Genomic DNA, 21,920 nt, shown 5'->3' with positions numbered 1-21,920 from the left:
AAGCGAACAAGCCCCACGGGGCTCCCTACGTTGTCTAGGCCCACCGTCAAGCATCACCTGGGACCAGAACGTCAGGCATCAGCTGGGATCCGACAAGCGGCTCTCGATGCCGCTTTGCGGCTTCCGTGCAACGGTCTACCGCCCTCACCTGGGAATTCGCCAGCGCCTCGGATTGGCATATGCGTCTCTTGAGGGATGGCCTGTCTTGCATGAGACACATCGGCAGCATGTAGGCATGCCCAATCGGCGGAATCGGCAACGTAGCAAGCCCGTGCAGAGGTCGACACCTCGGCGTCAAGCATCGCCCGTTGAGAGTGCTCCGGCTGGCACGCCCGAGGATGCCCGGTGCCAGGGCCGTGCAGCGGCTGTTGGAGCCGGGGGCAGAGCGGGCGCGCCTGGCTGCCGAGTTGGAGCGACTGGATGCTGCTCTGCGGCCTCTCGTCCTGGAGGCGGTCGAAGCCGGCGTCCCGTATAGGCGGGTCGCTGAGCCGACGAGTATCTCGCGAGCCACCGTGGCTCGCTGGAGCAAGGCCGAACCTGGCGAGATGTAGGGCAGGTTGCAATGGGCCGCACCCGATGACTGCGGGCGTGGCCCCAATCGATCCGAAGGAGTCGAAGCCATGTCGAATCGATCCAGCTCCATCCTCGCAGAAGCCGTGTGTGCAGGCTGTCTCGGAACCTCTTCGTCCACGACGATGGTTCTGTGACTGGCACACCCGACGCCCGAGCGGTGGACGGTAGCCCGCGGTGGCTGGGCCCGGTCGGCTCCACGGCTTTAGGCAGCCACACCATGGGCGAGCCTCGAAGATCGGGGCCCACATCGGGCTATTGCGGGCAGGTCCAGAGACTGCCCGAGTCGCGACCAGCGTACGGGCCCCGATCTCTCGCCCCATGGCAGCTCCCGCCCAAAGCCGCTCCGCCAACCTCATCGGGCCTGTGTGCGATCGTCACGCCCCCCAGGTACGTTGCCGTCAGCCGAGGGGGAACGCTGGCGAGGGAGCGCCCCGCAACGCGTGGCTGCGGGGCGCCGATCCACTTTCGCAACGGGCCCTAGTGGGGTTTAGTCGACCGTCTGCCCGTCGTACATACCGCCCCGGCAGGTCGGGAGCACGGGCGTCGACCGATCGATCGTTCCGCCGCCGTCCGTGCACTCACCCGGGGTGACGCTGGCCGGGGTGACGGTGGCGGAGGCGGTGGCGGTGGCGGCGCCTGTGAGGCCGAGTCCGGCGAGGGCTGCCGTGGCGAAGACTGCGGCGAGGATTCGTCGAATGCGCATTTGGTTCGCCTTTCACGGATTGCCTCGGTTAGAACACTAGTCAGCCTAATGTTCAGTGTGCGACACGTCATGTTGAGCCGTTCGGGTGACCTTGCTGTCGTTTGCGGAGTCGGTGACGCGACCCGTCGGACAGAGCCTCTGAGGAGCCGGTCAGGCAGCCTGGTAGGGCTCAGTGACCGCCCCGCCCGTAGTTCGCATCGAGGGGGTAGTCCGTGCCCGATCCGTGCCCAACGAGACGGGAAACCACGGTCAACAGCGGATGCCGGACCAGGCCTCCGGGCTTCATTTCAGCACCCGTTGTACCTGGTCAGGATGCAGATCGGGCAGCCGGAGCGCGGTGATTCCCAAGCTCAGAGCGCGAGTTCGACTCTCGTCACCCGCTCCACCAGAAAGCCCCAGGCCACCGGCCCGGGGCTTCTTTGTTGTCTCGGCCGGTTTAAGCGTCGCGCACCAGATCCGCACCAGAAGGTCTCCTTCGTCTTCTGACGGGCAGCACGCACGAGCTGATCCAGCCCGCTCGCCGCTTCCTGCTGTCGCTGGATACCCGAATGCTGGTAGATCAACGCGTCTTCTCCCAGGACTGCCCGGCGCGGACCATCGTGTCGGCGGATCCCCAACCGCCTCCGCCACCCATCGACGAACGCTTTTCCTGGAGTTGAACGAAGCCAACGGCCGGGGACACGACACGAACCGCCTCAGATACACGTCGACGGCCTGCACAACCCCAACGGGGTCGTGCAGGCCGTCGTCACGCAGGCCCCGGACTCACCAACAGCATCGGAACGGATCCGGTGGGCTCCTCAGCCTGCGAACGGGCGTCCTACTGCGGGAACGCGGGGACCAGCGCGAGCTCCGTCGCACCATCGGCCGTGACACCGGCCGCACCCGCCCGGAGCAGCACACCCGACACCAGCAGGTCGGCGTCGCCGTCCCGGTCGAAGTCGCGCAGGCGGACGAGCTGGCCGAAGGCCTCGTACGGCGTGGCCTTGCCGGGTACGCCGGCGGTGGCGCGGGTGAACCACCTGGAGCCGGTGCCGCTGAGCCCGTGCGCACCGCCCCGCAGGACGTGCACGCCGCCCGCCTGCTTGAGCGTGCCGACCGTCTCCTCGGGCACGCCCACCGCCAGGTCCGGGTAGCCGTCGCGGTCGGTGTCGCCGGCCGAGAGGCCGGAGCCGAAACCGTCGTGCGCCGTGGCGGCGGTGGCCACGCCCGCCGTGGTCTGGGTCAGGCGGTACGAGGTGGTCGGGCCACCCGAGCCGCCGCGCAGGACGACGACCGAACCCGCGTGCTTGTTGTACGGGGTGTCGCTGACGGCCAGGTCCCCGTAGCCGTTCTTGTCGAAATCGGCGATGACTCCGGTCGGGCTGTAGTCCGGTGACGACGTGTCGTACGTCGTGACCGCGCCCGCCTTGACCGTGGTGCCGCCGCGCAGGAACCAGGCGGCCTGGGTCATCTTGTCGTTCTTGTAGCCCTGGCCGAGGACGTACAGGTCGGTCGCCTTGTCCTTGGTGACATTTCCGGCGACGAGGCCGGTCGGTTCCAGAGTGTCCGAGTACCCGTGCCGGGTGACCGCGCCCGTCGTGCCGGACTGGGAGAAGCCGCCGCGGTAGATGGAGACGGTGTGCACGCCGTCGGCGACGGCCAGGTCCGCCTTTCCGTCGCCGTTGAAGTCGCCGGTGGCCAGGGCGGCGCCGAACCCGTACAGAGCCTGAGCCGTGGCGGGGATGCGCGTGGCCTTCGTGCCGAGGCCCGACCTGGTGCCCCACAGGATGGTGACCGCGCCGGCCGCGACCTTCGTGCCGACCTTCTCGCTGCGGTCGGCGACGGCGAGGTCGGCGTATCCGTCGCGGTTGAAGTCCGCGTTCGCCAGCTGATCGCCGAACAAATCGGCGTAGCCGCCGCTGTCGCCGGCCTTCCCGGGGATGCCGGCGCTGTCCTGGGTGAACGTCTTCGTCACGGTGCCGGGGCCCGTCGCCGTGCCGTAGGTGACGGTGACCTCGCCGGCCCAGCCGACCGCGTAGTCCCGGAAACCGTCGCCGTTGAAGTCGTCGGCGTACTTGGCGGGCGTGGCCGCTGCCGCCGTCTGGGTCGCGAGGACGAGCAGCCCGCCGGTCAGCGAGACGGCCGTCGCCGTCGCGAGAGCCAGGCGGAGCTTCCTGTGCGTGAACATGTGTCTCCCGTGATCTGAGTACACAGGAGACACACCCCGGGGCAGAAGAGTTGTACGCGAACGGCCCCGGTACGGCGCCCTGCAGCAACCGTCCCCGCCAGGCCAGCGGGTGCGGACTGCCAAAGTGCGCCTCTGAAGCGGCCCCGGGCCGTCGCGGGGCTACCACGGTGGCGGCTTGCGCCCCCGGGCATCACCGGTCGGGAACGCCTAGCAGCGGGACAGGCTGCCGCTCTCCTTGGTGAGTTTGGCGCTGTGGGCCCAGCCTTCGGTGTTCGTCCCAACGATGCGGGCGTAGATCCACTTATTGCCGTGGGCGTTGGTGATGTAGCAGTGGTAGTAGAGCTTCACACCGGTCTTGACCGCGGTCACGTACTGGCATTCCGCGTACGGCCCGGTGTAGAGGTGGGACGTCTCGGCCAGGTAGCCGTAGCCGTCGCTGCGGTTCTCGTGGGCCCAGCCGGTGCAGGCCGTCGACACCGGGGTGGGCTCCTTCACCGACGGGCTGGGCTTGGTCTCCGGGGAGGCCGAGGGGCCCTCGGTCGGCTTGTCGCCTTCGACGCCGGGCGTCTTCGTGGGACCCAGCTCGTCGTCCTCGTGGCCGTCCGGCTCCTCCGAGGTCGACGGCTTCGGGGACGTGCCGGGAGAACCGGCGGACGACGGGGTGCTGCCCCCGGTCGGCCAGGGGCTGCCCGTGGGGGAGCCGACGCCGGGCGGCGTCGGCTGTGCGCCGTCCGTGGTCGTGCCGCCTCGTTGGGAGGTCAGGGCGTAGGTGATACCGGCGCCTGCGGCGAGGAGCACGACGGCGGCCGCTGCCGCGACGACGACCGTGCGGTTGCTGCGGCGCCGTGCGCGACGGTCTGCCGTCCGGCTCGTCTCGGGAGCGGGGACTCCGGCGTGGCCCGCGACCGGCGCGCCGTGCTGCGCCAGGCCGGGCTGCGCGTAGCCGGCGTGCGGAGGCTCAGACTGCGGGGCGGGCTGGGGGAACAGCGGGGGACCGAACCCGGGAGCCGGTGCGGGGGCAGCCCCGGGACCCACCGTGGGCGCGGGCGCGGGCGCGGGTGCCGGAGTCGGAGCGGCGGATGCGAGGTGCACCGTCCCGCCCGAGGCGACGCGCTCCAGCATGCCGCGCGCCTGTTCCGCGGTGGGCCGGTTCTCCGGCTCCTTCGCCATCAGCGCCTGGAGCACCGGCGTGAGCGGGCCCGCCCGGCGGGGCTCCGGCAGGGGCTCGGTGACGATCGCGGACAGGGTGGACCACGCGGACGTGCGGCGGAACGGCGAAGTCCCTTCCACGGCCGAGTAGAGCGTCATGCCGAGCGACCAGATGTCCGACGCGGGACCGGGCTCCCTGCCCTGCGCACGCTCCGGCGGCAAATAGTCGAGGGAACCCACGAGTTGACCGCTCTGGGTCAGCTTGGCCATGGCGTCGTCGCCGGAGGCTTCCATGCTGGCGATGCCGAAATCGGTGAGCACGACCCTGCCGCCGTGCTCGATCAGCACGTTTCCCGGTTTGACGTCCCGATGGAGTACGCCTGCCCGGTGCGCGGCGTCGAGCGCGTCCATCAGCTTGGCGCCGATCGCGGCGGCTTCGCGCGGCTCCAGTGTGCCGCGCTCCGTCAGCACGTCGTCGAGCGAGGGCCCGTCGACGAGTTCCATGACGATGACCGGGAGGCCCTGCTCCTGGGTCACGTCGTGCACGGTGACCACGCCGCTGTGCCGGATACGGGCGGCGGCCTGCGCCTCCCTCTGCATCCGGGTCCGCACGTCGGCCAGTTCGGCTGCGGAGGTGTCGGTGAAAGCCCGCAGGACCTTGACGGCGACCTCTCGGTTCAGGAGTTCGTCCTCCGCCCGGGCGACCAGTCCCATGCCGCCGCGCCCGATTATGGAGGTCACCCGGTAACGCCCGCCGAGTACCTTGCCCGTCAGCTCTCCGCCATGCGCTTCCCCCGCGGTCACCGCGCGCTCCGTTCCGTGGTTGTTCGTGAACCATCAATCCGAAGTCCTCAAGGGTAGAGGCAGGGGTGTGAGGGGCAGGCGGGGGCCGTGCGCAAGTATGTGGCTGTCCACCAGGGTTGTCGCCCATAAGTGGGCTCGCAGCGGTCCCGGGCTTGGCGTCCCGGCTGGCGTCGGATGTCAGAGCCGGGTGCCGACTTCCGCCGTCCAAGGGAAAGGCGAAGACGACGGGCCCGCCCGCGGAGGAAGCTCCCCAGCTCAGCAATGACGCAGGATGCGCCTGCACGGCGAGCACACCGGATACGCACCAGACAGGGCAGCGTTCACCGGTCAACCACGGGTTTCAGGACGAGGCTGGAGCGCACCCCGATACGTGTCGTTTCCACAGGTCAGCAGGTATGCCCGCCGGAAGCGGCCGGTGCCCCCCAAGCCCGGAGCGCCAGTTCGACTAGCGTCACCCGCTGGCGTACTTGGACGATTCGACAACGCAGCGAGTGTGCGTGCCAGGCGTCGCGAGCCAGGCGGGAGTTCTCAAACACGGCCTAGACCTCTCAGGACCTGCCGCGCCCTCCACGTGCTCCAACTCCGGGGTATGCCCTGGAGGCCGCGCGAGCCCCGCGGGTACTCCCAGGTTCGCTGGACCGACGCTGAGGCCATCCCTGAGATTTCGTGGACGCCATGTCATGGCCAGCGCGCTTCACCGCAACCGCGCGTCGTGGGTGCACCACTCGCGGATGTCCGCTGTCTGGATCATCCCGACTCCTCGCGCTCGGTCGCTGGTTCGGGAAGCGTGGCGACAAGGATCTCGGCGGCCTGGGTGACGTTGTCGAAGCGGACCGCGCGGGCCATGGCGTCCCGTGCTGCGTCGGGTGTCGTGTCCGGTGGCACCACCATCAGGGCGAAGTGGTCGTGATCGCCCCGGGTGACCAGAACGGTGTCGTCTCCGACGGGGAAGGCGTCGAGGTGTACGACGCGGTCGTCGACGACGACACGGGTGGGGACCTCCTCCCAGGCGGCGGTGTCCAGTCCGACCCTCGTAATGGGTCCGAGGTGCGTGGTGAGCGCCTGGATCAGGGCGGGCAGTTCGGTCGCGACGTCCCGGGAGCGGGGCCACCAGGCGCCGTCGAGGACGCCTTCGCGGGAGTGGGTGGTCTGCAACCGGAGCAGGGCCGTGCCGGGCTTCACCGCTCGGTGGATCTCGTCCGGAAGGGTCTTCGGGGAGGTGGGGGGGTCGGATCCGGCCATAGTGGTCACCTGCCTGCACGGGACGCCGGCACCTCACGGCCGACGAGATGCCGCCGTGGTCTCACGGTACTCCGCACCCTGCGGTGGGGCGCGTGTCGGTCCGGCACACCAACACCGCCGGAGTTGGCCGCCCCGGAGCCGCTCGCCCGGCCACGGGGCGGAGTACGCTGAAGGTACCGGGAGTAACTCGTACACCCGCTCCCACGCGGACGTCGTTTCCGGCGATCAAGACACTGGGCCGTCCATGGGCGGCCCGGGGACGGGTCCGCATCATGACCACCGCCACCGCTCCCTTGCTTTCGGCGCGCCTGTCGCTCACACCGAAGACCTCCCTCGACGGCCAGTTGGACGGCGCTTGGTGGCCTCACTCGCGCGACCTCGAAGCCGAGCTTCCGCCACTGGTCGACGCGCTGGAAGGACCCATCGGACGCATCACGCACGTCACGGTGAACCCCACCCGCTGGCCTGTCGTCCCGCACAAGGTTCCTGTCGCCGGGCACACCGTGCACGTGGGCTGGTTCGCCGAACAGGATCCCGACAAGATGATCCTGCTCTCCTACGCCACCGGCCGCTATGACCTGCTGGTGATCCCGCCCCAGACCGAACCCGCCGCAGCCGCCCGGCTCATGGCTGCCGCCGCGATCCCCGGCAGCGTCCTCACTGCTGGTGTGCTGATGTCCGACGAAGCCGCGACCGGCCGCCGTATGCGGGACGCCCGAAGCAGCGAGGACGCCTGGGAGACCGACGGTGGGTCCGCCCTGCCGCCCCTCCGACACCCGGTCGTCGGCGCGCGGATGATCAGCCTGCCGGGGAACATGCGGAGATGACGGCATAGAGACCCTGATCGCGATGGTGGGTGCTCTTCTGACCGCGCTCGGCATGCGCCTGATCGACCGGCTCAACGCCCGGCACGACGCACGCATCGCGACCAATCACTGCAGCGACCCGTCGCGGCCATCAGCCGTCCACCGGACCGCAGCCACCCAGGCCGTCTAGCCACAGGCTCACGGGCACCTGGCCTCAGACCACTCCTCCGACCGAAGGCCGCGGGTGGGGCACCCGACACCCGGGACAACCCACCCGCCGGCCTCTCGCTTCGCCCCGAAGGGAACACACCGTCTTGTACACCGTCGAGAACGAGCCACTGCCGCAGCCAGGCCACGCCGAGATCCGTATCGTCGCCGCCACCCCCGAAGCCGCCCGTGCGGTCGCCGAGGTCCTGCGCCGTTCCTTCGCCGGCACCGAACAGCGCAGCTACCCGGCCCAGGGCAGCGGTACCCGCCTGCATCTCACCGTCGACACCGAAACCGCCGCTGGACCCGCCCGTTCCTGGCTGGCCAGCAGCAGAACACCCGTCGGCAGCCGCGCCGAAACCCACGCCAACGAGGTCTGAGGTTCACGGGCCCCAACCAGTATGGGAGGAGCGGTCATGGCAACCCTCCGCTCTGCTCGTCAGTCTCGGGTATGAACTGTTGCATGGGCTGGATGCCAGGAGCGGGCAGACGGCGGGCGCCGCATCGGCGCGCCGGCGGCCGGGGTAGGGCCGGATGTGGCCGCATGCCGTTCGGGTCGTGGGCGCGTCACGCCGTGGCGTAGTCGGCAAGTGAGGGTTCAAGGAGATCGAAGGCGATACCCGCTTCCTCGGTGATGACCACGGTGATGCGGGAGTTGTCGTCGCCGGCGAGGGTGAGCTCCTGGATGCGCTGGAACAGGGCACGGTGCACGGCGGCGAGCAGGGCGGCGGCGGCGCGGGGGGTGATGTCGCCGGGGGTCGCACCGGTGGCTTCGGCGAGGGCGTCGACAAGCGCCGCCTCACGCAGGTCGTGCAGGTCGCGCAGGCGGGTGGACAGAGTGGGGCTGTCGGCGACCATGTGGGCGAACTCGGGTCCGGAGAACCCGGCAACCGGTTCGGCGGCGGTGGCGGCTTCGATGAAGACACGGCGCAGTGCGGTGAGAGCCGATTCGCCGGGCCGACGCGTGGCCACGGCGCGGGCCAGAGAGCCGACGAAGGCGTCCTGATGGTCCAGCGCCAGATCTTCCTTGCGTGCGAAGTAGTTGGTCACGGTCTTCTTGGCGACCCGTGCCGCAATCGCGATCTCGGCGATGGTGGTCTGCTCGAAGCCCTGAGCGAGGAACAGCCGGGTGGCGTGGTCGGAGATGAGCTGCCGGGTCTCTTGCTTCTTCGACTCCCGCAGGCCAGCGGGGGCGGCAGGCGGAGCGACGTCAGTAGTCATGGGGCAATCTTACACCCGTAGCATTTTTATGTTGACACCCACGAGGGGACGGAAGTAAGTTTACGTCCGTCGCACGTTTCTCTGATGTGAAGGACCTCCACTGCCCATGCCCGAGCCCCGCTTCACCTCCCACATCCCGCCCGTCGACCTCGGTCCGGTTCCCGTCGGGCTCGACGGCCGCACTCCGGCACCACCCAGCGGCAGCCGACGCCCGCCTCCCCCAGGCCCCGGCGTACGCGCTCGACGGGTTCCGCCGCCGGTCCGGAATCTGCCGCGCCGCTCCGGCTACTGACTCCCGCTGCCGTCACCCGCACCACGCCCTGTACCGGAATCCATGAGGAGAGGCACCCGTGCAGATCACCGCCTTCACCGTCTCGCTCACCGTCGACGACGTCGCCGCTTCCCAGCAGTTCTTCACCGCACACCTCGGCTACACGGAGCAGGCCGCTGCCGACGGCTTCGCCTCCCTGACCCGCGCGGACGCCGCAGCCGACATCGTGCTGCTCGCCCGCGGGAACCAGATCCTCCCGGCCGGTCAGCGCGACCAGCGCGCCTCCGGCCTGATCCTCGCCTTCACCACGACCGGCATCGAAGACGAGGAAAAGCGGCTGCGCGGCGAAGGCGTGGAGATCACCATGCCGCTGCGCGAGGAGCCCTGGGGCGAACGCCTCTTCCAGATCACCGATCCCAACGGCGTGATCGTCCAGTTCGTCGAGTGGGCAGCCCCGACCGCCCCCTGACCACAGCACTCTGCCGCCACGCCCTGCCCCCGTCCCGAGAAGGAGACACCCATAGGTAGCGAGCTGCCCCCTCGTCAGCCCCAGCACGCCACACCACGCGCGATGCGCACGAAGTCACGCACGACCGCCGGATGCGGTCCCGATTCACCGGCTCGCACCTCGTGCTCCGTGACGGACGCGTCGCCGCGCACCAAGCGGCAGCCTGACCGCCAGGCGCTGCGGGGTGTACGCCGATGCCTGATCGCACGGGACCGTCGGGGGCTTGGTGCCACGATTCGCCCGCTCAGGGCGCGCGTTCCCATCGTCGCCCGCCTCAAGGGAAAGCCCCGGGCCGAGGACCCGGGGCTTCTTCACCTCGTCCGGACCGCGCCAAGCGTCTCGCGCCGCAACGGTGCCAGACGCTTGGGGACCCACCGCATCACGCCGCTCTCGGACGAGCTCGCTTCCCGGTCTCGCCGGTCATCGGCCGAAGGAGTACGGAGATGCGGGGAGGGGGTGCCCCCCGCAACAGCGGAAGGGCACCCCGAGAAGGGTCAGCGGGGGCCGTGGCGGTCGTGACCCCGGTGGTGGCCGTGGTGCTGGGGGTGACCGGGGTGCCGGTGACCCCAGTGGCCCCACGGGCTCCAGCGGCGGTCACGGTGGTGGCCCCAGCGACCGTCACGGTGGCCACGGTGGTGGCCCCAACGGCCGTCATGGCCGCCGCGGTGGTTGTCCCAACGACCGTCGCGGTCACCGCGCCGGTTGTCGTCACCGCGGTCGTGCCCGCGGTCGTGCCCGCGGTCGTCACCGCGGTCGTTCATGACATGAGACACCACCGAAGGCGAGGTGGCGGCACTGGCGCCAGTGGCGCCACCCAGCAGGACAGCAGCCGCGACGCCCAGCGCGGCGGCAAAACGGGAAGCCCGCATTCGTGCTCCTTTCACAGCAGGCGCCTGATGCGCCTGGCTGAGTCGAACGCACCGATGTTCACATCCGAAATGCACCGATAAGACTGAAACACCACCAAAGACACCTCATATAAGGAAAAATCGTTGAACGGGGAACCGGTGTCCAGCGTGTCGGCGTCACGCGCGCCCGCGTAGGGGGCAGCCCGTCTCGCCCAACGGGGTGAATTTGCACCTCTCGACCCCGCCGAGCTCTTGCTTCCCGGCCACCCGCCTCTCCGCGCGTGCTTCCACCGGCAGCAGGGCTGGCGAAGGAGGGGCAGGACCACAAGACCGCTTACCTGCCTCCGGCTTGGTGACGCCGAGTGCGTGGCAGCCTGCCCGGGGCCGCTCCCACCGACCTCCACGAGGCGGTTTCGCACCGCCGCAACACCTCAGCCGGATGGCGAGATCCGGCCCGGAGCGGGGGTTGCCTAGCATGGCCGCGTGACAGAAGAGCGCTCCCATGTCGCGGCCACTGCCGTCCGCCTGCTAGGCGGCGCAAGCGTTGGGGATCCCGAGGCCGTGGCTCGGTTGGACGAGATGCTTCCGGCACTGCGAGCGGCAGCGGAATCGGGCCACGTTCAGGCACAGGAAGTCCTCGGTGGGGTTCTCCTCGAGTTCAAGGAGAACCCCACCGAGGCTGCCGTGTGGTTCGCGCGTTCTGCGAGTCAGGGCAGTGCGGTGGGAAAGCGAAGCCTGGGGCATCTGCACACAGAAGGCTTCGGCGTGGACAAGGACCTGGTCAAGGCCGAGCGGCTGTTCGCGGAGGCGGCTGACACCGGTGACGCCGTGGCGCAATTCAATCTGGCCCAGCTCTGGTGGGGACGCCGGGATCCGCAATCGGTTCTGGCGATGCTGCGCGCTGCTGCCGCCGGCGGTGTCGTCGATGCCCGCCTCCCGCTTGGCGATCTGCTCGCTGCGCTGGACAGGGACCCTGAGGCGTTGGAGTCCTACCTGCAGGCCGCTGAAGCAGGCCACGACAAGGCGATGCATGTCGTGGCCTGCTGGTACCGGGACGGCATCGTCGGCGAACCAGACCGCGTCGAAGCGCTGACATGGTTCTTCCGCCTGATCGCCACCGGCGATGCGGACCCTCTGCATGAGGCGTTGCTCATGGCACGTGACATGAGCGACGACGACATCCTGCGCGCGGGCGAGCTGAGCGGGCAACACGGCTACGCGCGGGCGACGGTCGAGACCACGGCGAAGTACCGCTGAGGCGGCAGCCATCGTGGGGACGGGTGTCCTCTGCTCCCCCGCCGGCGCCCGACGACCTCAGCGGCCTGCCAGGCCTCGTGCGTACCGGAGCCGGCCCCCGCCCCGGCGATCGCCGTCAGGACCGTTGCGTCGACGCCCGCGTCAGACAGCGTCTCGGCAAGACCAGCGAAGGCTTGGTCCCGATCCTGCCTCACCTGGCCGGACGGTGTCCCCGACGCGGCGTCAATCCCGTTCAGCGCAGCGGATACGCGTCCGTCCGCACCGGTGGCAGGCTCAGATGGGCCAGGTCGGGCGGGGCCGGGGTCGACAGCGGCCAGAGCGGGGCGGCATCGCCGTCTGCGGTGGCGGCGGGGGCGTCGGTCAGGCGCATGCGTTCACGCAGTCGTCCGTAGAAGTCGGTGGGGCCGAGGCGCACGGCCCGCAGGGGGCGGGGGGCCGCGTAGACGCCGATCCACTCGCCGGGATGGAGCATGCCGCGCATCTGGCCGTCGATGCTGACCACCGCGAGGCCCGAGCGGTCGAGGAGGCGCAGGGCGATGGGCTCGTCGGGGGCGGCGATGACGGAGCGGTTGAAGGTCATATGAGGGGCGACGGGGGTGAAGACCAGGGCTTCGGCGCGGGGAGAGATGACCGGGCCCCCGGCGGCGAAGCTGTACGCGGTCGAGCCGGTGGGGGTGGCGACCATCAGCGCGTCGGCGGAGTACGAGGCCAGCAGCCTGCCCGCGACATAGACACCGACCGACACCTGGTGGTCCCGGGCCAGCTTCTCCAGGACGACGTCGTTGAGGGCGGTGGCCTCCAGGGCGATGCCCCAGCCACCGCCCGCCGCGCAGTCCGGGCGGGCGCAGGTCGGGGGCAGGAGCGAGCCGCGGCCGTAGCGGAGCAGCATCTCCATGTCCTCGGGGAGCTCCAGGGGACACGAGGCGCGCATCGCGAGCATCATGCGGGACTCGGCGGTGACGCGTCCCTCGTGGACGGCGTCCAGTGCCATGCACACATCCTCGACGGGGACCTCGGTCAGGAAACCCACGCGTCCGAGGTCGACGCCGAGTACGAGGGCGTCGTTCTCGGCGGCCAGACGGGCGCCTCGCAGGAAGGTGCCGTCTCCGCCCAGGGTGACGATGAGGTCGGGATCCCCGGCCGCCTCGAGTTCCTCGCGTGGGCGGTGGCGCGGTTCGCTGTCGTGCCATACGTCGATGTCCGTGCAGCGGATGCCGTGGCCGTCGCACCAGTCGCGGACCACCCGGGCCGCGCCGACGGCTTCGGGGCGTCCTCCGTGGACGACGAGTCCGACTCGTGCCACCGCCATGTCCGCCTCCTGCCGTACCCCCTTGCTGCTCAAACTCAGCTCACACCGGGGCGCTCCTGATCGCCAGCGGTGGTGTGGCGGTGCGGTTGAGGACGCGGTGCCCGTGGCCCGAGAATGGGGCGATGGCTGATGTCGGTGATGTCGGGGCAGAGCAGATCGCGGAGTTCGTCCGACCGCTGCGGGTGGAGCCGGGGTCGCGGGTGGACCTGGCGAAGGACTTCGACCCCCGCTACAAGGCGCACCTGAACAAGCAGGACGCCGAGGAGCTGCTGCGGACCGGTGTGGAGCTGCTCTCCGAGTACCAGACGCGGCTGGCCGCCCAGGGCACCCACGGTGTGCTGCTCTGCCTCCAGGCGATCGACGCGGGCGGCAAGGACGGGACGATCCGGCACGTCATGAGCGGGGTGAACCCGCAGGGCGTCCGGGTGAGCAGCTTCAAGGTGCCGTCGTCCGAGGAACTCGGCCATGACTACCTCTGGCGCTACGCGTGCAGGCTGCCGTCACGCGGCGAGATCGCCATCTTCAACCGGTCGCACTACGAGGAGGTCCTCGTGGTACGCGTGCACCCGGAGCACCTCGACCGGCAGCGGCTGCCGGAGGACGCCCGCGGTCCCGCGCTCTGGGAGCGCCGCTACCGGGCCGTCAACGACTGGGAGCGGTATCTCAGCGACAACGGGTTCCGGGTGGTCAAGGTCTTCCTGAACCTCTCGAAGAAGGAGCAGCGGGGGCGTTTCCTCCAGCGGATCGACGTGCCGGAGAAGAACTGGAAGTTCTCGGCCGCGGATGTACGGGAGCGGCGGCACTGGGACGAGTACCAGCAGGCCTTCTCCGAGATGCTGTCGGCGACCAGTACGGAGTGGGCACCCTGGTACGTCGTACCGGCGGACCGCAAGTGGTTCGCCCGGATCTGCACGTCGGCGGTGCTGGCGCACACCCTCATGGAGATCGATCCGCAGTTCCCCGTGGTGGGCGAGGAGGCACGCAGGGAGCTCCTGGCGGCCAAGCGCGAGCTGGAGCGTGAAGAGCCCTGACCTACGCGTCCCCTCGGCTTTCGCGCCCCCTGCTTCGGGTCGCCTGGTCTTTCGCGCCGCCTGGCTTTCGCGTCTTCGTCGGGCTGCGTCTCGTCGCGCCGCGCCTGCACCGAACCTGCCTCCGACGCGCCTCGTCACGCCGTGTCGCCCCTGGCCGGCAGCTCGAGACGCAGTTCGTAGCCGCCGTCGGCCGTCGGGCCCGATGTGACCGTGCCGCCGAGCAGTGCCGCCCGCTGCCGCAGACCGACCAGCCCGTAGTGCGCGCTGGGCAGCGGGAGGGCGGGCCGGGTCGGGGCGGTGTTGGTGACGCTGACGTGCACCGCGCCCTCCTCGTGGCGGACGCGTACCGTCGCCGTGGCACCGGGCGCGTGCTTGCGTACGTTGGTCAGCGCCTCCTGGACGGTGCGGTAGATCGCGCGCTGGACGGTCGCCGGCAGCCCGTCGGGCAGATTCGTGCACAGCTCCACCTCGATACCGCTGCTGTCGACCAGCCGACGCAGGTCGGCCACGGACGGCTGCGGGGTGAGCTCCGTGGGGCGGCCCCCTGAGGCGCGCAGCACGCTGACCATGTGCCGCAGTTCGTCCAGTGTCTGCACGCTCAGGCGCCGGATCGTGGCGGCCGCATCCCGCACCTCGGCGTCCTGGGTGCCCACCTGGAGCGCTCCGGCCCGTACCGCGATCAGGCTCACCTGGTGGGAGACCACGTCGTGCATCTCGCGGGCGAGCTGAGCGCGTTCCTGGGACAGCATGCTCTGGGCGGTCAGCAGGCGCTCGTGGTCGCGAGCCTCGGAGATCTCGGCGAGCCGGAGGGAAAGATCGCGCCGGGTCTGGACGAGCTGGCCGAGGAACACGGGGGCGGCGGCCGTGGCCGCCGAGTAGCCCAGTGCGACGAGGCTCTGGGTGCTGGACAGGTCGATGGAGGCAGACGGCCACTTGATGGTGTCGCAGACCGTGAAGGCCAGCGCGCAGACCGCCAGCAGGACCCGGTGGCGGGTGAGCGAGGCCAGCGTGTACAGCGCGACCAGGGCGGCGAAGACGGCGTCGGACACCATGACGGCGGGCAGCGTGACGATGAACGTGAGCAGCGGCAGCCGGTGGCGCAGCAGCAGCGACAACGCGGCGACCAGCGCGAAGGACAGCAGCAGCGGGTCATGGGTGCCGACCTGGATCCAGGCGTCGAACAGCGAGAACGCGACCAGGGCGGCATTGACCAGCGGGGTGGGCAGCCGTCTCGGCAGCGAGCCGTGCTCGGCCACCGTGTGGTCGACCACCGCGCCGTGCATGATTCCACGGGGGATCATGGCGCCTCCTCGTTACGGGTGCACGGCTCCTCCCCCGTACGCGACCCGTCCGCCTTCTGCCCCTCCGTGCGCGGCGGCCTGAGCAGCCCGGCCCGCTCGGCGAGCAGGGCGGCCTGGACCCGGCTGCCCACCTCCAGCTTGGTGAGGATCGCGCTGACATGGTCCTTCACCGTGCCGGTGCTCAGATGCATCCGCGTGGCGATGTCCCCGTTGGAGAGCCCCTCGGCGACGAGCACGAGCACGGCACGTTCGCGCTCGGTCAGCAGGCCGAAGCCCCGGGCCGCGCTCTCGTGGGAGCCCGCGCCGGTTTCGAGGTAGCGGTCCACGACCGTGCGGGTGATCTTGGAGGACAGTACTGCTCCCCCGTCGGCCAGGGTCCGCACCAGATAGGGCAGCGCCTCGGGGTCGGTGTCCTTGAGCAGGAAACCGGCAGCCCCCGAGCGCAGGGCCGTGGCCACGTACTCGTCCATGTCGAAGGTCGTGAGCATGGCGACCACGGGCGGTTGCGGCAGCTTGCGCAGCGCGGCCAGCACGGTGAGCCCGTCCACGTCCGGCATCCGGATGTCGAGCAGCACCACGTCGGGGCGACGCTCCTCGGCGGTCCTGACCGCTTCGCCACCGGGGACGGCCGCGACGACCTCGATGTCGTCGGCCGCGTCGAGGATGTGCTGGAAGCCCGTGCGGATCAGGGCTTCGTCGTCGACCACCAGTACCCGGATCACGTGTGCTCCACTCGCCCGTCGGACCACTACCCGATAAGCACCATTTCGTACCATGCCGGCCGGTGTCGCGATGGCTTGTCCCGGCCGGGCGGCGGGGACGCGCCCGCCACCCGGCGGGGGCGGTTCCGGACGACTGCCGGATGGTTGTATCGGGCAGCTTCCTTGACTCTTGAGCATATGACGCACGAGGTGTCGGCTCCCCGACAGCGCGACCGTGCGGGACCGGAGGACAGGGCATGGAGACGTTCAGCTATCGCGGCAGTGACGGTCACCCCCTACACGCCACCCGGCTGGGCATGGGACCGGCTGTGATCCTCCTGCACGACTCAGGCGGACTGCACAGTTCAGGCGGACCGGACCACCGCGGGCTGCTCCCCCTGGCCCGCCGGCTCACCGACAGCTACACCGTGACAGTCGCCGAGGCGCGGGACGCCGACGACGTGGCGTCGCTCGTCGGCCATCTCGGACTGCGCAAGGCGGCCGTCGGCGGTACGGGCACGGGCGCCGCCATCGCGCTCCGCGCGGCCGCAGACGATCCCGAGCGCATCGCGGCGACGGTCGTCATCAACCCCGACGACCTGGGCCCCGAGGACATCGCCCGCGCCTTCGGGGGCATGGCGGCACTGGCCGCCGTCTCCGTACCCACCCTGATCATCCCCGGTGGCGAACGGCACCACCGGCGCCGCGTACACACGCACAGACACACGCACGCGCCGAGCCTGGCCGAGGAGCTGGCCCGCGTACTCCCGCAGGGGAAACTCGCCAACCTCAGCTTCACCGCAGATCTGTGCAGCGCGGAGGACGTGGCCCAGTGGATGGCACCCGCGATGTGGGCCTTCCTCACCGCGCACCTCACGCGGCGGCCCGCCCGGGTCCTGGTCTGAAGCAGGATCACCAAGAAGGACTACGAAGAAGGACCACAGCAAAGGACCGGGAAGAAGACCGAGAGGTAGACCAAAAAGAAGGACCCCGCCCGAGCGCGCCCCCGGGCGGGGTCCATTCGTGTCGCGTGCCTCAGCTCGCGGGCACCGAAGCGGCCGGCTCCGCCGACTGCCGTGACGCCTGCGCGGGCTTGGGCTCCAGCACCCGCTGGGCCAGCTCGCCGAGGATCAGTCCGAGCGCGGCCCACAGCAGGGCCTGGACGCCGATCGACGCCAGACGGAACTGCCACAGGACATCGGCCGGGAAGTGCTCCGGGATCGCGTCGCCCGCCGGGAGGAAGGCCAGTGCGATCCCGACCGCCACGGCGAAGGCGGCGCCCGCGGCGATCGTCGCGTTCCAGTTGCCCCAGCGCGGCGCGAGCCTCTTGCCGACCAGCACCGCCCCGATCAGCAGCAGCACGCTGAGCACGATCATCAGGAAGAACATCGCGGTGCGCTGGTTGAGGGTCTCCGGGTCGCCGACGGCGGGCGGGTTGGCCGGATACTTGAGGAACGGTACGAACGCGACGGCGAGGAAGCCCCCCGCCGCGACGAACGCGGCCGTGACGCGTGCGCCGAAGGCCCCCACGCGGCCGAGCGCGAAGCAGAGCGCCAGTGCCGTGATGCCGCCGAGTGCCGTGCCGTAGACCAGAACGGCCGTGCTCAGACCGGCGGTCGACTGCACCGCGCGGCTGACCAGTTCCTCTTCCGGCTCGCCACCGCCACCGCCGTGGCCGTGGTGAGCCGCGCCCGCCTCCTCGACGGCGATGGCGGCGTCGACCTGCGGTTCACCGATGAGGTAGGCGAGTCCGAACGAGAGCAGCCCGGCGAGCACGCCCGCGAGCATGCCGCGGACCAGGAGGGCCCTTACGGTTGCGGAGTTCATGTGCTGATGTCCTGTTCCGTGCGTATGCGTATCAGTGGCACGGGAAGCCGAGCAGATGACGGCCGTCGTGGACCCACTCGTGGACGCCCTCGCCGGAGAACACGGAGAAGGCGCCCTGTTCGGCACCGACGAAGTAGAGCAGGACGAGCATCAGCAGACCGAAGAAGGCGGCCCAGGGCGCGACGACGCGGACCGGGAGCTTCGCCACGACGGGCTGGGAAACGGGGATTTCGACGGGTGTGATGGCGGACTGGGCCATACCGGACCTCCTCGGGAACACGCGTCCCGCTTTCGGTGGTGCACGCGATGACGATCACGGGTCTGACTCACCCGGCGGACCCGTCCCCGGCAAGGGACTTGACCGCCTGGCACACAGTGGCGCGACCGTGCCGGTTTCTCACCGGACTTCCGTGTATGCCGTCATCCTTTCGGAGGAAGGGTATCGGTCCGCGAACCCGCCGCCAATAGGGCCTTTGACCAGCGATCTTCATCACACAGGGGCGCTCGGGCGGGGTGCGCGGGCGGCCGTAGGATCCGGAACGGCCCGGGAGCGGGCCAGTCAACACGGGGAGGAATCCGGCCAAATGTCGATCAGGCTGACACTGCTGTGCGCGGCAGCCGGCCCCTCGGCACGCGGCGAAGCGCGGTTCGGTGACGGACCACTCGACGAACGGGGCGTACGCGAGGCCAGGGCCGCGGCGGCCGCGCTGCCCGCCGCATCGGTGGTGCTCAGGGCGCCGTCCGTACGGTGCGGGCAGACGGTACAGGCGCTGGGACTCGACGCGGCCGTCGACGACCGACTCCGCGATCTGGACTACGGGGACTGGCAGGGGCGCTCGCTCGCCGATGTGGTGGCGGCCGTGGGCCCCGAGCCCGTCGGGGAATGGACCACCGACCCCGGGGCGGCACCGCACGGCGGGGAGTCCGTGCGGGAGCTGTGCCTGCGGATCGGCGCCTGGCTGGACGAACTGCCGCAGGACGCCGGGCGGGGCGTGCTGGGCGTGGTCGAGCCGGCCGTCGTACGGGCCGCGAGCGTGCACGCGCTCGGCGCGCCGCTGTCCGCGTTCTGGCGGATCGACGTGCCACCGCTGTCCGGTGTCGGCCTCACCGGCCGTGCGGGACGGTGGAATCTGCGGCTGATCGCGACGGCCTCCCCGTAGACAACACAAAGGCACAGGGAGGCCGCACACTGCCGAAGCGGTCAGGCAGAGGCACTCCGGCGCTTCCACCACACAGCACCACCGGCGAGGGCGGCCAGCAGCACCGCACCGATGACCAGCGCGGGGGCGGGCGGCGAGCCGCCGTCGCTCTCCCGCTCCTGCTCGGGTCCCTGCTGCCCGGTCGCGCGCTTCGCCGGGGCCTCGCTCGCCGGGGTCCCCATCACCGGGGACTTCTCCGGTGCGGCGCTCGGGCTGGGCGCCACCGGCTTGGCCCCGGGCGCCGCGGGCTTCAGGGCGAGCAGCGGCGCCGGGTTGCCGTCCCCATGACTGTGACCGTGGCCGTCCCCGCCGCCGGACTGCTCCAGCTCGATCCAGCGGTCGACCCGCCCGTCGCCGTATGTCTGGAGGGTCTTGAACGCCAGCGACTTGGCGTCGGGCAACTGCCGTACGGTCACGGAGTACTCGACGTCATCGCCGACCCCGACCGCGGGGCCGGAGACGGTGTATCCGCGCGGTGTGGCCGCGAACTTCCAGCCGTCCGGACCCTCCTTGTAGGTGATGTCGGCCGGGACGATGCCCTCGGGGAGGATGACCTCCATCTTGCTGATGCCCGCGCTGTCGGACTCGGACTCGGCGCTGAAGTCCAGCGTGACGTTCTCGGCGAGGGCCGCGGCGCCCTCCGCCTCGACCTCCACGTGTGCCGATGCGGGGACGGCGAAGGCGAGCGAGGCCGCGAACGCGGCTCCGGTGAGGACGGAGAGACGGCGCGCGGTGCGCGCCGTAGTGCCGGCGGTGGTGCTGTGAGACACGGGTGACTCCCGAAGTGTTGGGCTGCCCCATCATGGGGCACGGGCCACGGCTTGAACTGATGGGATCGCCGAGCCGTACTGATAACGGCGACCCCGGGCTTCCCGGGTCCGGGCCGTCGTGCCTCACCGGGCCAGTACGGAAGGATCCTCGGGTGACGCCCTGGACGCGCTCTCGCCAAGAACAGCAGGAATCGCAAGAGCAGCAAGAGCAGCAAGATGCGCAGCCGAGACGGGTCAGGCTCCCGAGGCAGGCCAGAGCAGAGCCGGAGGTGCCCGCCGCACCCGGCACAGCGCGATCCGGCCCGGACTCCGCCGAAGAGGCCGGGGCCGCTCCCACCCCCGGTGCCGTACGCGGGTGGCGCGGCCGGCATCCAGGCGCGGCGCGGGTCGTCAGGCATTCCACCACCGCACTGGCCGCCACGCTCGTGTTCCTGGCCCTGCTCGTGCCGAACAAGCCCGGCTACCTCACCTCCGGGGTCTTCTTCCGCATCCCCGTCGAAGGGCTCTTCGGCGCCGCGCTCCTCCTCGTCCTCCAGGCCCTCCGCCCGCGGGCGAGGCGCGTCACGGCGGCGGCCGGCGGGGCCGTACTGGGGGTGCTGACGGTCCTGAAGTTCCTCGACATGGGGTTCTTCTCCGTGCTGGACCGGCCCTTCGACCTCGTGCTGGACTGGATCCTGTTCGACGACGCCAAGTCGTTCCTGGAGGACTCCGTCGGCAGGACCGGCGCGATCGCCGCCGAGACCGGGGTGGTGCTCCTCGTACTCGCCCTGCTGGTTCTCATATCCCTGGCGGTCGTCAGGGTGAGCCACCTGGTGGTGCGACACAGCGCCGTGGCCACCCAGGGCACCTTCGTGTTCGGCTCCCTGTGGATGGTGCTGGCGCTGCTCGGTCCGCAGACGTCGGTGGGGCTCCCCTTCGCCTCCGGGACCACGGCCGATCTCGCCCAGGAGCGGGTGCACCAGGTGCGAGCCGGGCTGAAGGACAAGGAGCAGTTCGCCAAGGAGTCCCGCGTCGACGCCTTCCGGGCCACGCCCCCGGACCAGTTGCTGAGCGGGCTGCGCGGCAAGGACGTCATCTTCACCTTCATCGAGAGCTACGGCCGCAGCGCCGTGCAGGATCCGGCGATGGCCTCGCAGGTCGACGCCGTGCTCGCGGACGGTACGCAGCGGCTGCGCGCGGCTGGCTTCTCCTCGCGCAGCGCCTTCCTCACCTCGCCGACCTACGGCGGCGGGAGCTGGCTGGCCCACTCCACCTTCAACTCGGGCCTGTGGATCAAGAACCAGCAGCGCTACCGCAGCCTCACCGCAAGCGACCGGATGACCCTCACCAGCGCCTTCCGGCGTACGGGGGCGTGGCGCACGGTCGGCATCATGCCGGGTGTCACCCGGTCCTGGCCCGAGGGGAAGTTCTACGGGCTGGACCACGTGTACGACTCCGGGAAGCTGGGCTACCAGGGGCCGAAGTTCAGCTGGACGCCCGTGCCCGACCAGTACAGCCTGGCGGCGTTCGAACGCCTCGAGCACGGCAGGGCCGAGCGGGGGCCGATGATGGCGGAGATCATCCTCGCCTCCAGCCACAACCCCTGGGCCCCGATACCCAGGATGATCGGCTGGGACCAGGTCGGCGACGGCTCGGTCTACGACTCCATCAAGGAGGAGGGCAAGAGCCCCGAGGAGGTGTGGCAGGACCCCGACCAGGTGCGCACCGAGTACCGGCGCGCCATCGAGTACTCCCTCAACAGCCTGATCTCGTACGTCGAGAAGTACGGCGACAAGAACACGGTGCTGGTCTTCCTGGGCGACCACCAGCCCGTCTCGACGGTCACCCGCGGCAATCTGGGCCGCGATGTGCCCGTGGCGATCGTCGCCCATGACCAGGCGGTGCTGGACCGGGTCTCCGGGTGGGGCTGGGAGGACGGGCTCAAGCCCGGCGCGAAGGCCCCGGTCTGGCGGATGGACAGCTTCCGGGACCGGTTCCTGAGCACCTTCTCCGCCACCCGCTGAGGAGTACCGAAGCACGGACC

Annotated in this window: 21 protein-coding genes and 1 riboswitch; of the genes, 9 read left to right on the top strand and 12 right to left on the bottom strand. The window is 70.4% G+C overall.

The features are described from left to right. Window positions 1-1,060: 1,060 nt before the first annotated feature. The 4 genes from ACFV6V_RS29710 to ACFV6V_RS29695 form a co-directional block, all read right to left on the bottom strand. Window positions 1,061-1,276, bottom strand: coding sequence for a hypothetical protein (locus tag ACFV6V_RS29710; protein WP_385570930.1), 216 nt, complete (start codon window positions 1,274-1,276; stop codon window positions 1,061-1,063). Between the two features lie 820 nt (window positions 1,277-2,096). Next, window positions 2,097-3,446, bottom strand: coding sequence for an FG-GAP and VCBS repeat-containing protein (locus ACFV6V_RS29705; protein WP_385570929.1), 1,350 nt, complete (start codon window positions 3,444-3,446; stop codon window positions 2,097-2,099). A 207-nt stretch (window positions 3,447-3,653) separates the two neighbouring features. Then, the gene (locus ACFV6V_RS29700; protein WP_385570928.1) at window positions 3,654-5,399 is read right to left on the bottom strand and encodes a protein kinase; all 1,746 of its coding nucleotides are present in this window, start codon (window positions 5,397-5,399) and stop codon (window positions 3,654-3,656) included. A 747-nt stretch (window positions 5,400-6,146) separates the two neighbouring features. Then, complete coding sequence (locus tag ACFV6V_RS29695; RefSeq protein WP_385570927.1) at window positions 6,147-6,641, bottom strand: DUF5994 family protein; 495 nt, start codon at window positions 6,639-6,641, stop codon at window positions 6,147-6,149. Between the two features lie 272 nt (window positions 6,642-6,913). Between ACFV6V_RS29695 and ACFV6V_RS29690 the strand changes: the two genes are divergently transcribed. The 3 genes from ACFV6V_RS29690 (at window position 6,914) to ACFV6V_RS29680 (ending at window position 8,034) form a co-directional block, all read left to right on the top strand. Next, on the top strand, window positions 6,914-7,468 hold the full coding sequence (locus tag ACFV6V_RS29690) for a DUF5994 family protein (protein WP_385570926.1): 555 nt from the start codon (window positions 6,914-6,916) through the stop codon (window positions 7,466-7,468). Window positions 7,469-7,490: 22 nt separating this feature from the next. After that, the gene (locus tag ACFV6V_RS29685; RefSeq protein WP_385570925.1) at window positions 7,491-7,637 is read left to right on the top strand and encodes a hypothetical protein; all 147 of its coding nucleotides are present in this window, start codon (window positions 7,491-7,493) and stop codon (window positions 7,635-7,637) included. A 124-nt stretch (window positions 7,638-7,761) separates the two neighbouring features. Beyond that, on the top strand, window positions 7,762-8,034 hold the full coding sequence (locus ACFV6V_RS29680) for a hypothetical protein (protein WP_385570924.1): 273 nt from the start codon (window positions 7,762-7,764) through the stop codon (window positions 8,032-8,034). A 187-nt stretch (window positions 8,035-8,221) separates the two neighbouring features. Here the strand turns inward: ACFV6V_RS29680 and ACFV6V_RS29675 are convergent, their stop codons facing one another. Then, window positions 8,222-8,875 (bottom strand): TetR/AcrR family transcriptional regulator, encoded by a 654-nt coding sequence (locus tag ACFV6V_RS29675; protein ID WP_385570923.1) that lies wholly within the window; start codon window positions 8,873-8,875, stop codon window positions 8,222-8,224. 350 nt (window positions 8,876-9,225) lie between these two features. Here ACFV6V_RS29675 and ACFV6V_RS29670 point away from each other — a divergent pair, with 350 nt between their 5' ends. After that, window positions 9,226-9,615 (top strand): VOC family protein, encoded by a 390-nt coding sequence (locus tag ACFV6V_RS29670; protein ID WP_385570922.1) that lies wholly within the window; start codon window positions 9,226-9,228, stop codon window positions 9,613-9,615. Between the two features lie 533 nt (window positions 9,616-10,148). Here the strand turns inward: ACFV6V_RS29670 and ACFV6V_RS29665 are convergent. Next, window positions 10,149-10,523, bottom strand: a complete 375-nt coding sequence (locus ACFV6V_RS29665) for a hypothetical protein (RefSeq protein ID WP_385570921.1) — start codon at window positions 10,521-10,523, stop codon at window positions 10,149-10,151. Window positions 10,524-10,985: 462 nt separating this feature from the next. On the opposite strand from ACFV6V_RS29665, the gene ACFV6V_RS29660 reads away from it, so the two are divergent. Then, on the top strand, window positions 10,986-11,759 hold the full coding sequence (locus ACFV6V_RS29660) for a tetratricopeptide repeat protein (protein WP_385570920.1): 774 nt from the start codon (window positions 10,986-10,988) through the stop codon (window positions 11,757-11,759). Window positions 11,760-11,991: 232 nt separating this feature from the next. Here the strand turns inward: ACFV6V_RS29660 and ACFV6V_RS29655 are convergent, their stop codons facing one another. Next, window positions 11,992-13,068: an NAD(+)/NADH kinase gene (locus tag ACFV6V_RS29655; protein WP_385570919.1), complete on the bottom strand. Its 1,077-nt coding sequence runs from the start codon at window positions 13,066-13,068 to the stop codon at window positions 11,992-11,994. Between the two features lie 122 nt (window positions 13,069-13,190). Between ACFV6V_RS29655 and ACFV6V_RS29650 the strand changes: the two genes are divergently transcribed. Then, complete coding sequence (locus tag ACFV6V_RS29650) at window positions 13,191-14,099, top strand: polyphosphate kinase 2 family protein (protein ID WP_385570918.1); 909 nt, start codon at window positions 13,191-13,193, stop codon at window positions 14,097-14,099. Between the two features lie 134 nt (window positions 14,100-14,233). Here ACFV6V_RS29650 and ACFV6V_RS29645 read toward each other — a convergent pair whose 3' ends face one another. Further along, window positions 14,234-15,382: a sensor histidine kinase gene (locus ACFV6V_RS29645; protein WP_385570931.1), complete on the bottom strand. Its 1,149-nt coding sequence runs from the start codon at window positions 15,380-15,382 to the stop codon at window positions 14,234-14,236. Between the two features lie 14 nt (window positions 15,383-15,396). Continuing rightward, window positions 15,397-16,122 (bottom strand): response regulator, encoded by a 726-nt coding sequence (locus ACFV6V_RS29640; RefSeq protein WP_385570917.1) that lies wholly within the window; start codon window positions 16,120-16,122, stop codon window positions 15,397-15,399. 236 nt (window positions 16,123-16,358) lie between these two features. On the opposite strand from ACFV6V_RS29640, the gene ACFV6V_RS29635 reads away from it, so the two are divergent. Beyond that, a complete protein-coding gene (locus ACFV6V_RS29635; RefSeq protein ID WP_385570916.1) occupies window positions 16,359-17,006 on the top strand; it encodes an alpha/beta fold hydrolase in 648 nt (215 codons plus the stop codon). Between the two features lie 130 nt (window positions 17,007-17,136). On the opposite strand, the gene ACFV6V_RS29630 is transcribed toward ACFV6V_RS29635, so the two are convergent. Both ACFV6V_RS29630 and ACFV6V_RS29625 read right to left on the bottom strand, forming a co-directional pair. Beyond that, window positions 17,137-17,928, bottom strand: coding sequence for a CbtA family protein (locus ACFV6V_RS29630; RefSeq protein WP_385570915.1), 792 nt, complete (start codon window positions 17,926-17,928; stop codon window positions 17,137-17,139). A 31-nt stretch (window positions 17,929-17,959) separates the two neighbouring features. Next, complete coding sequence (locus ACFV6V_RS29625; protein WP_385570914.1) at window positions 17,960-18,187, bottom strand: CbtB domain-containing protein; 228 nt, start codon at window positions 18,185-18,187, stop codon at window positions 17,960-17,962. A gap of 39 nt (window positions 18,188-18,226) precedes the next feature. Next, a riboswitch (cobalamin riboswitch) is annotated at window positions 18,227-18,396 on the bottom strand. Window positions 18,397-18,512: 116 nt separating this feature from the next. Here ACFV6V_RS29625 and ACFV6V_RS29620 point away from each other — a divergent pair. Next, window positions 18,513-19,088, top strand: coding sequence for a histidine phosphatase family protein (locus ACFV6V_RS29620; RefSeq protein ID WP_385570913.1), 576 nt, complete (start codon window positions 18,513-18,515; stop codon window positions 19,086-19,088). 41 nt (window positions 19,089-19,129) lie between these two features. On the opposite strand, the gene ACFV6V_RS29615 is transcribed toward ACFV6V_RS29620, so the two are convergent. Next, window positions 19,130-19,897: a DUF1775 domain-containing protein gene (locus ACFV6V_RS29615; protein ID WP_385570912.1), complete on the bottom strand. Its 768-nt coding sequence runs from the start codon at window positions 19,895-19,897 to the stop codon at window positions 19,130-19,132. 32 nt (window positions 19,898-19,929) lie between these two features. Here ACFV6V_RS29615 and ACFV6V_RS29610 point away from each other — a divergent pair, with 32 nt between their 5' ends. Continuing rightward, entirely contained in the window at window positions 19,930-21,900 is a 1,971-nt protein-coding gene (locus tag ACFV6V_RS29610; protein ID WP_385570911.1) for a sulfatase, read from the top strand. The last annotated feature ends 20 nt before the right edge of the window (window positions 21,901-21,920 follow it).

Source organism: Streptomyces sp. NPDC059828 (assembly GCF_042731955.1).
GTDB lineage: Bacteria > Actinomycetota > Actinomycetes > Streptomycetales > Streptomycetaceae > Streptomyces.
Note: the sequence above shows the minus strand (reverse complement) of the source record. Positions and strands in the feature narration are given on the sequence as shown.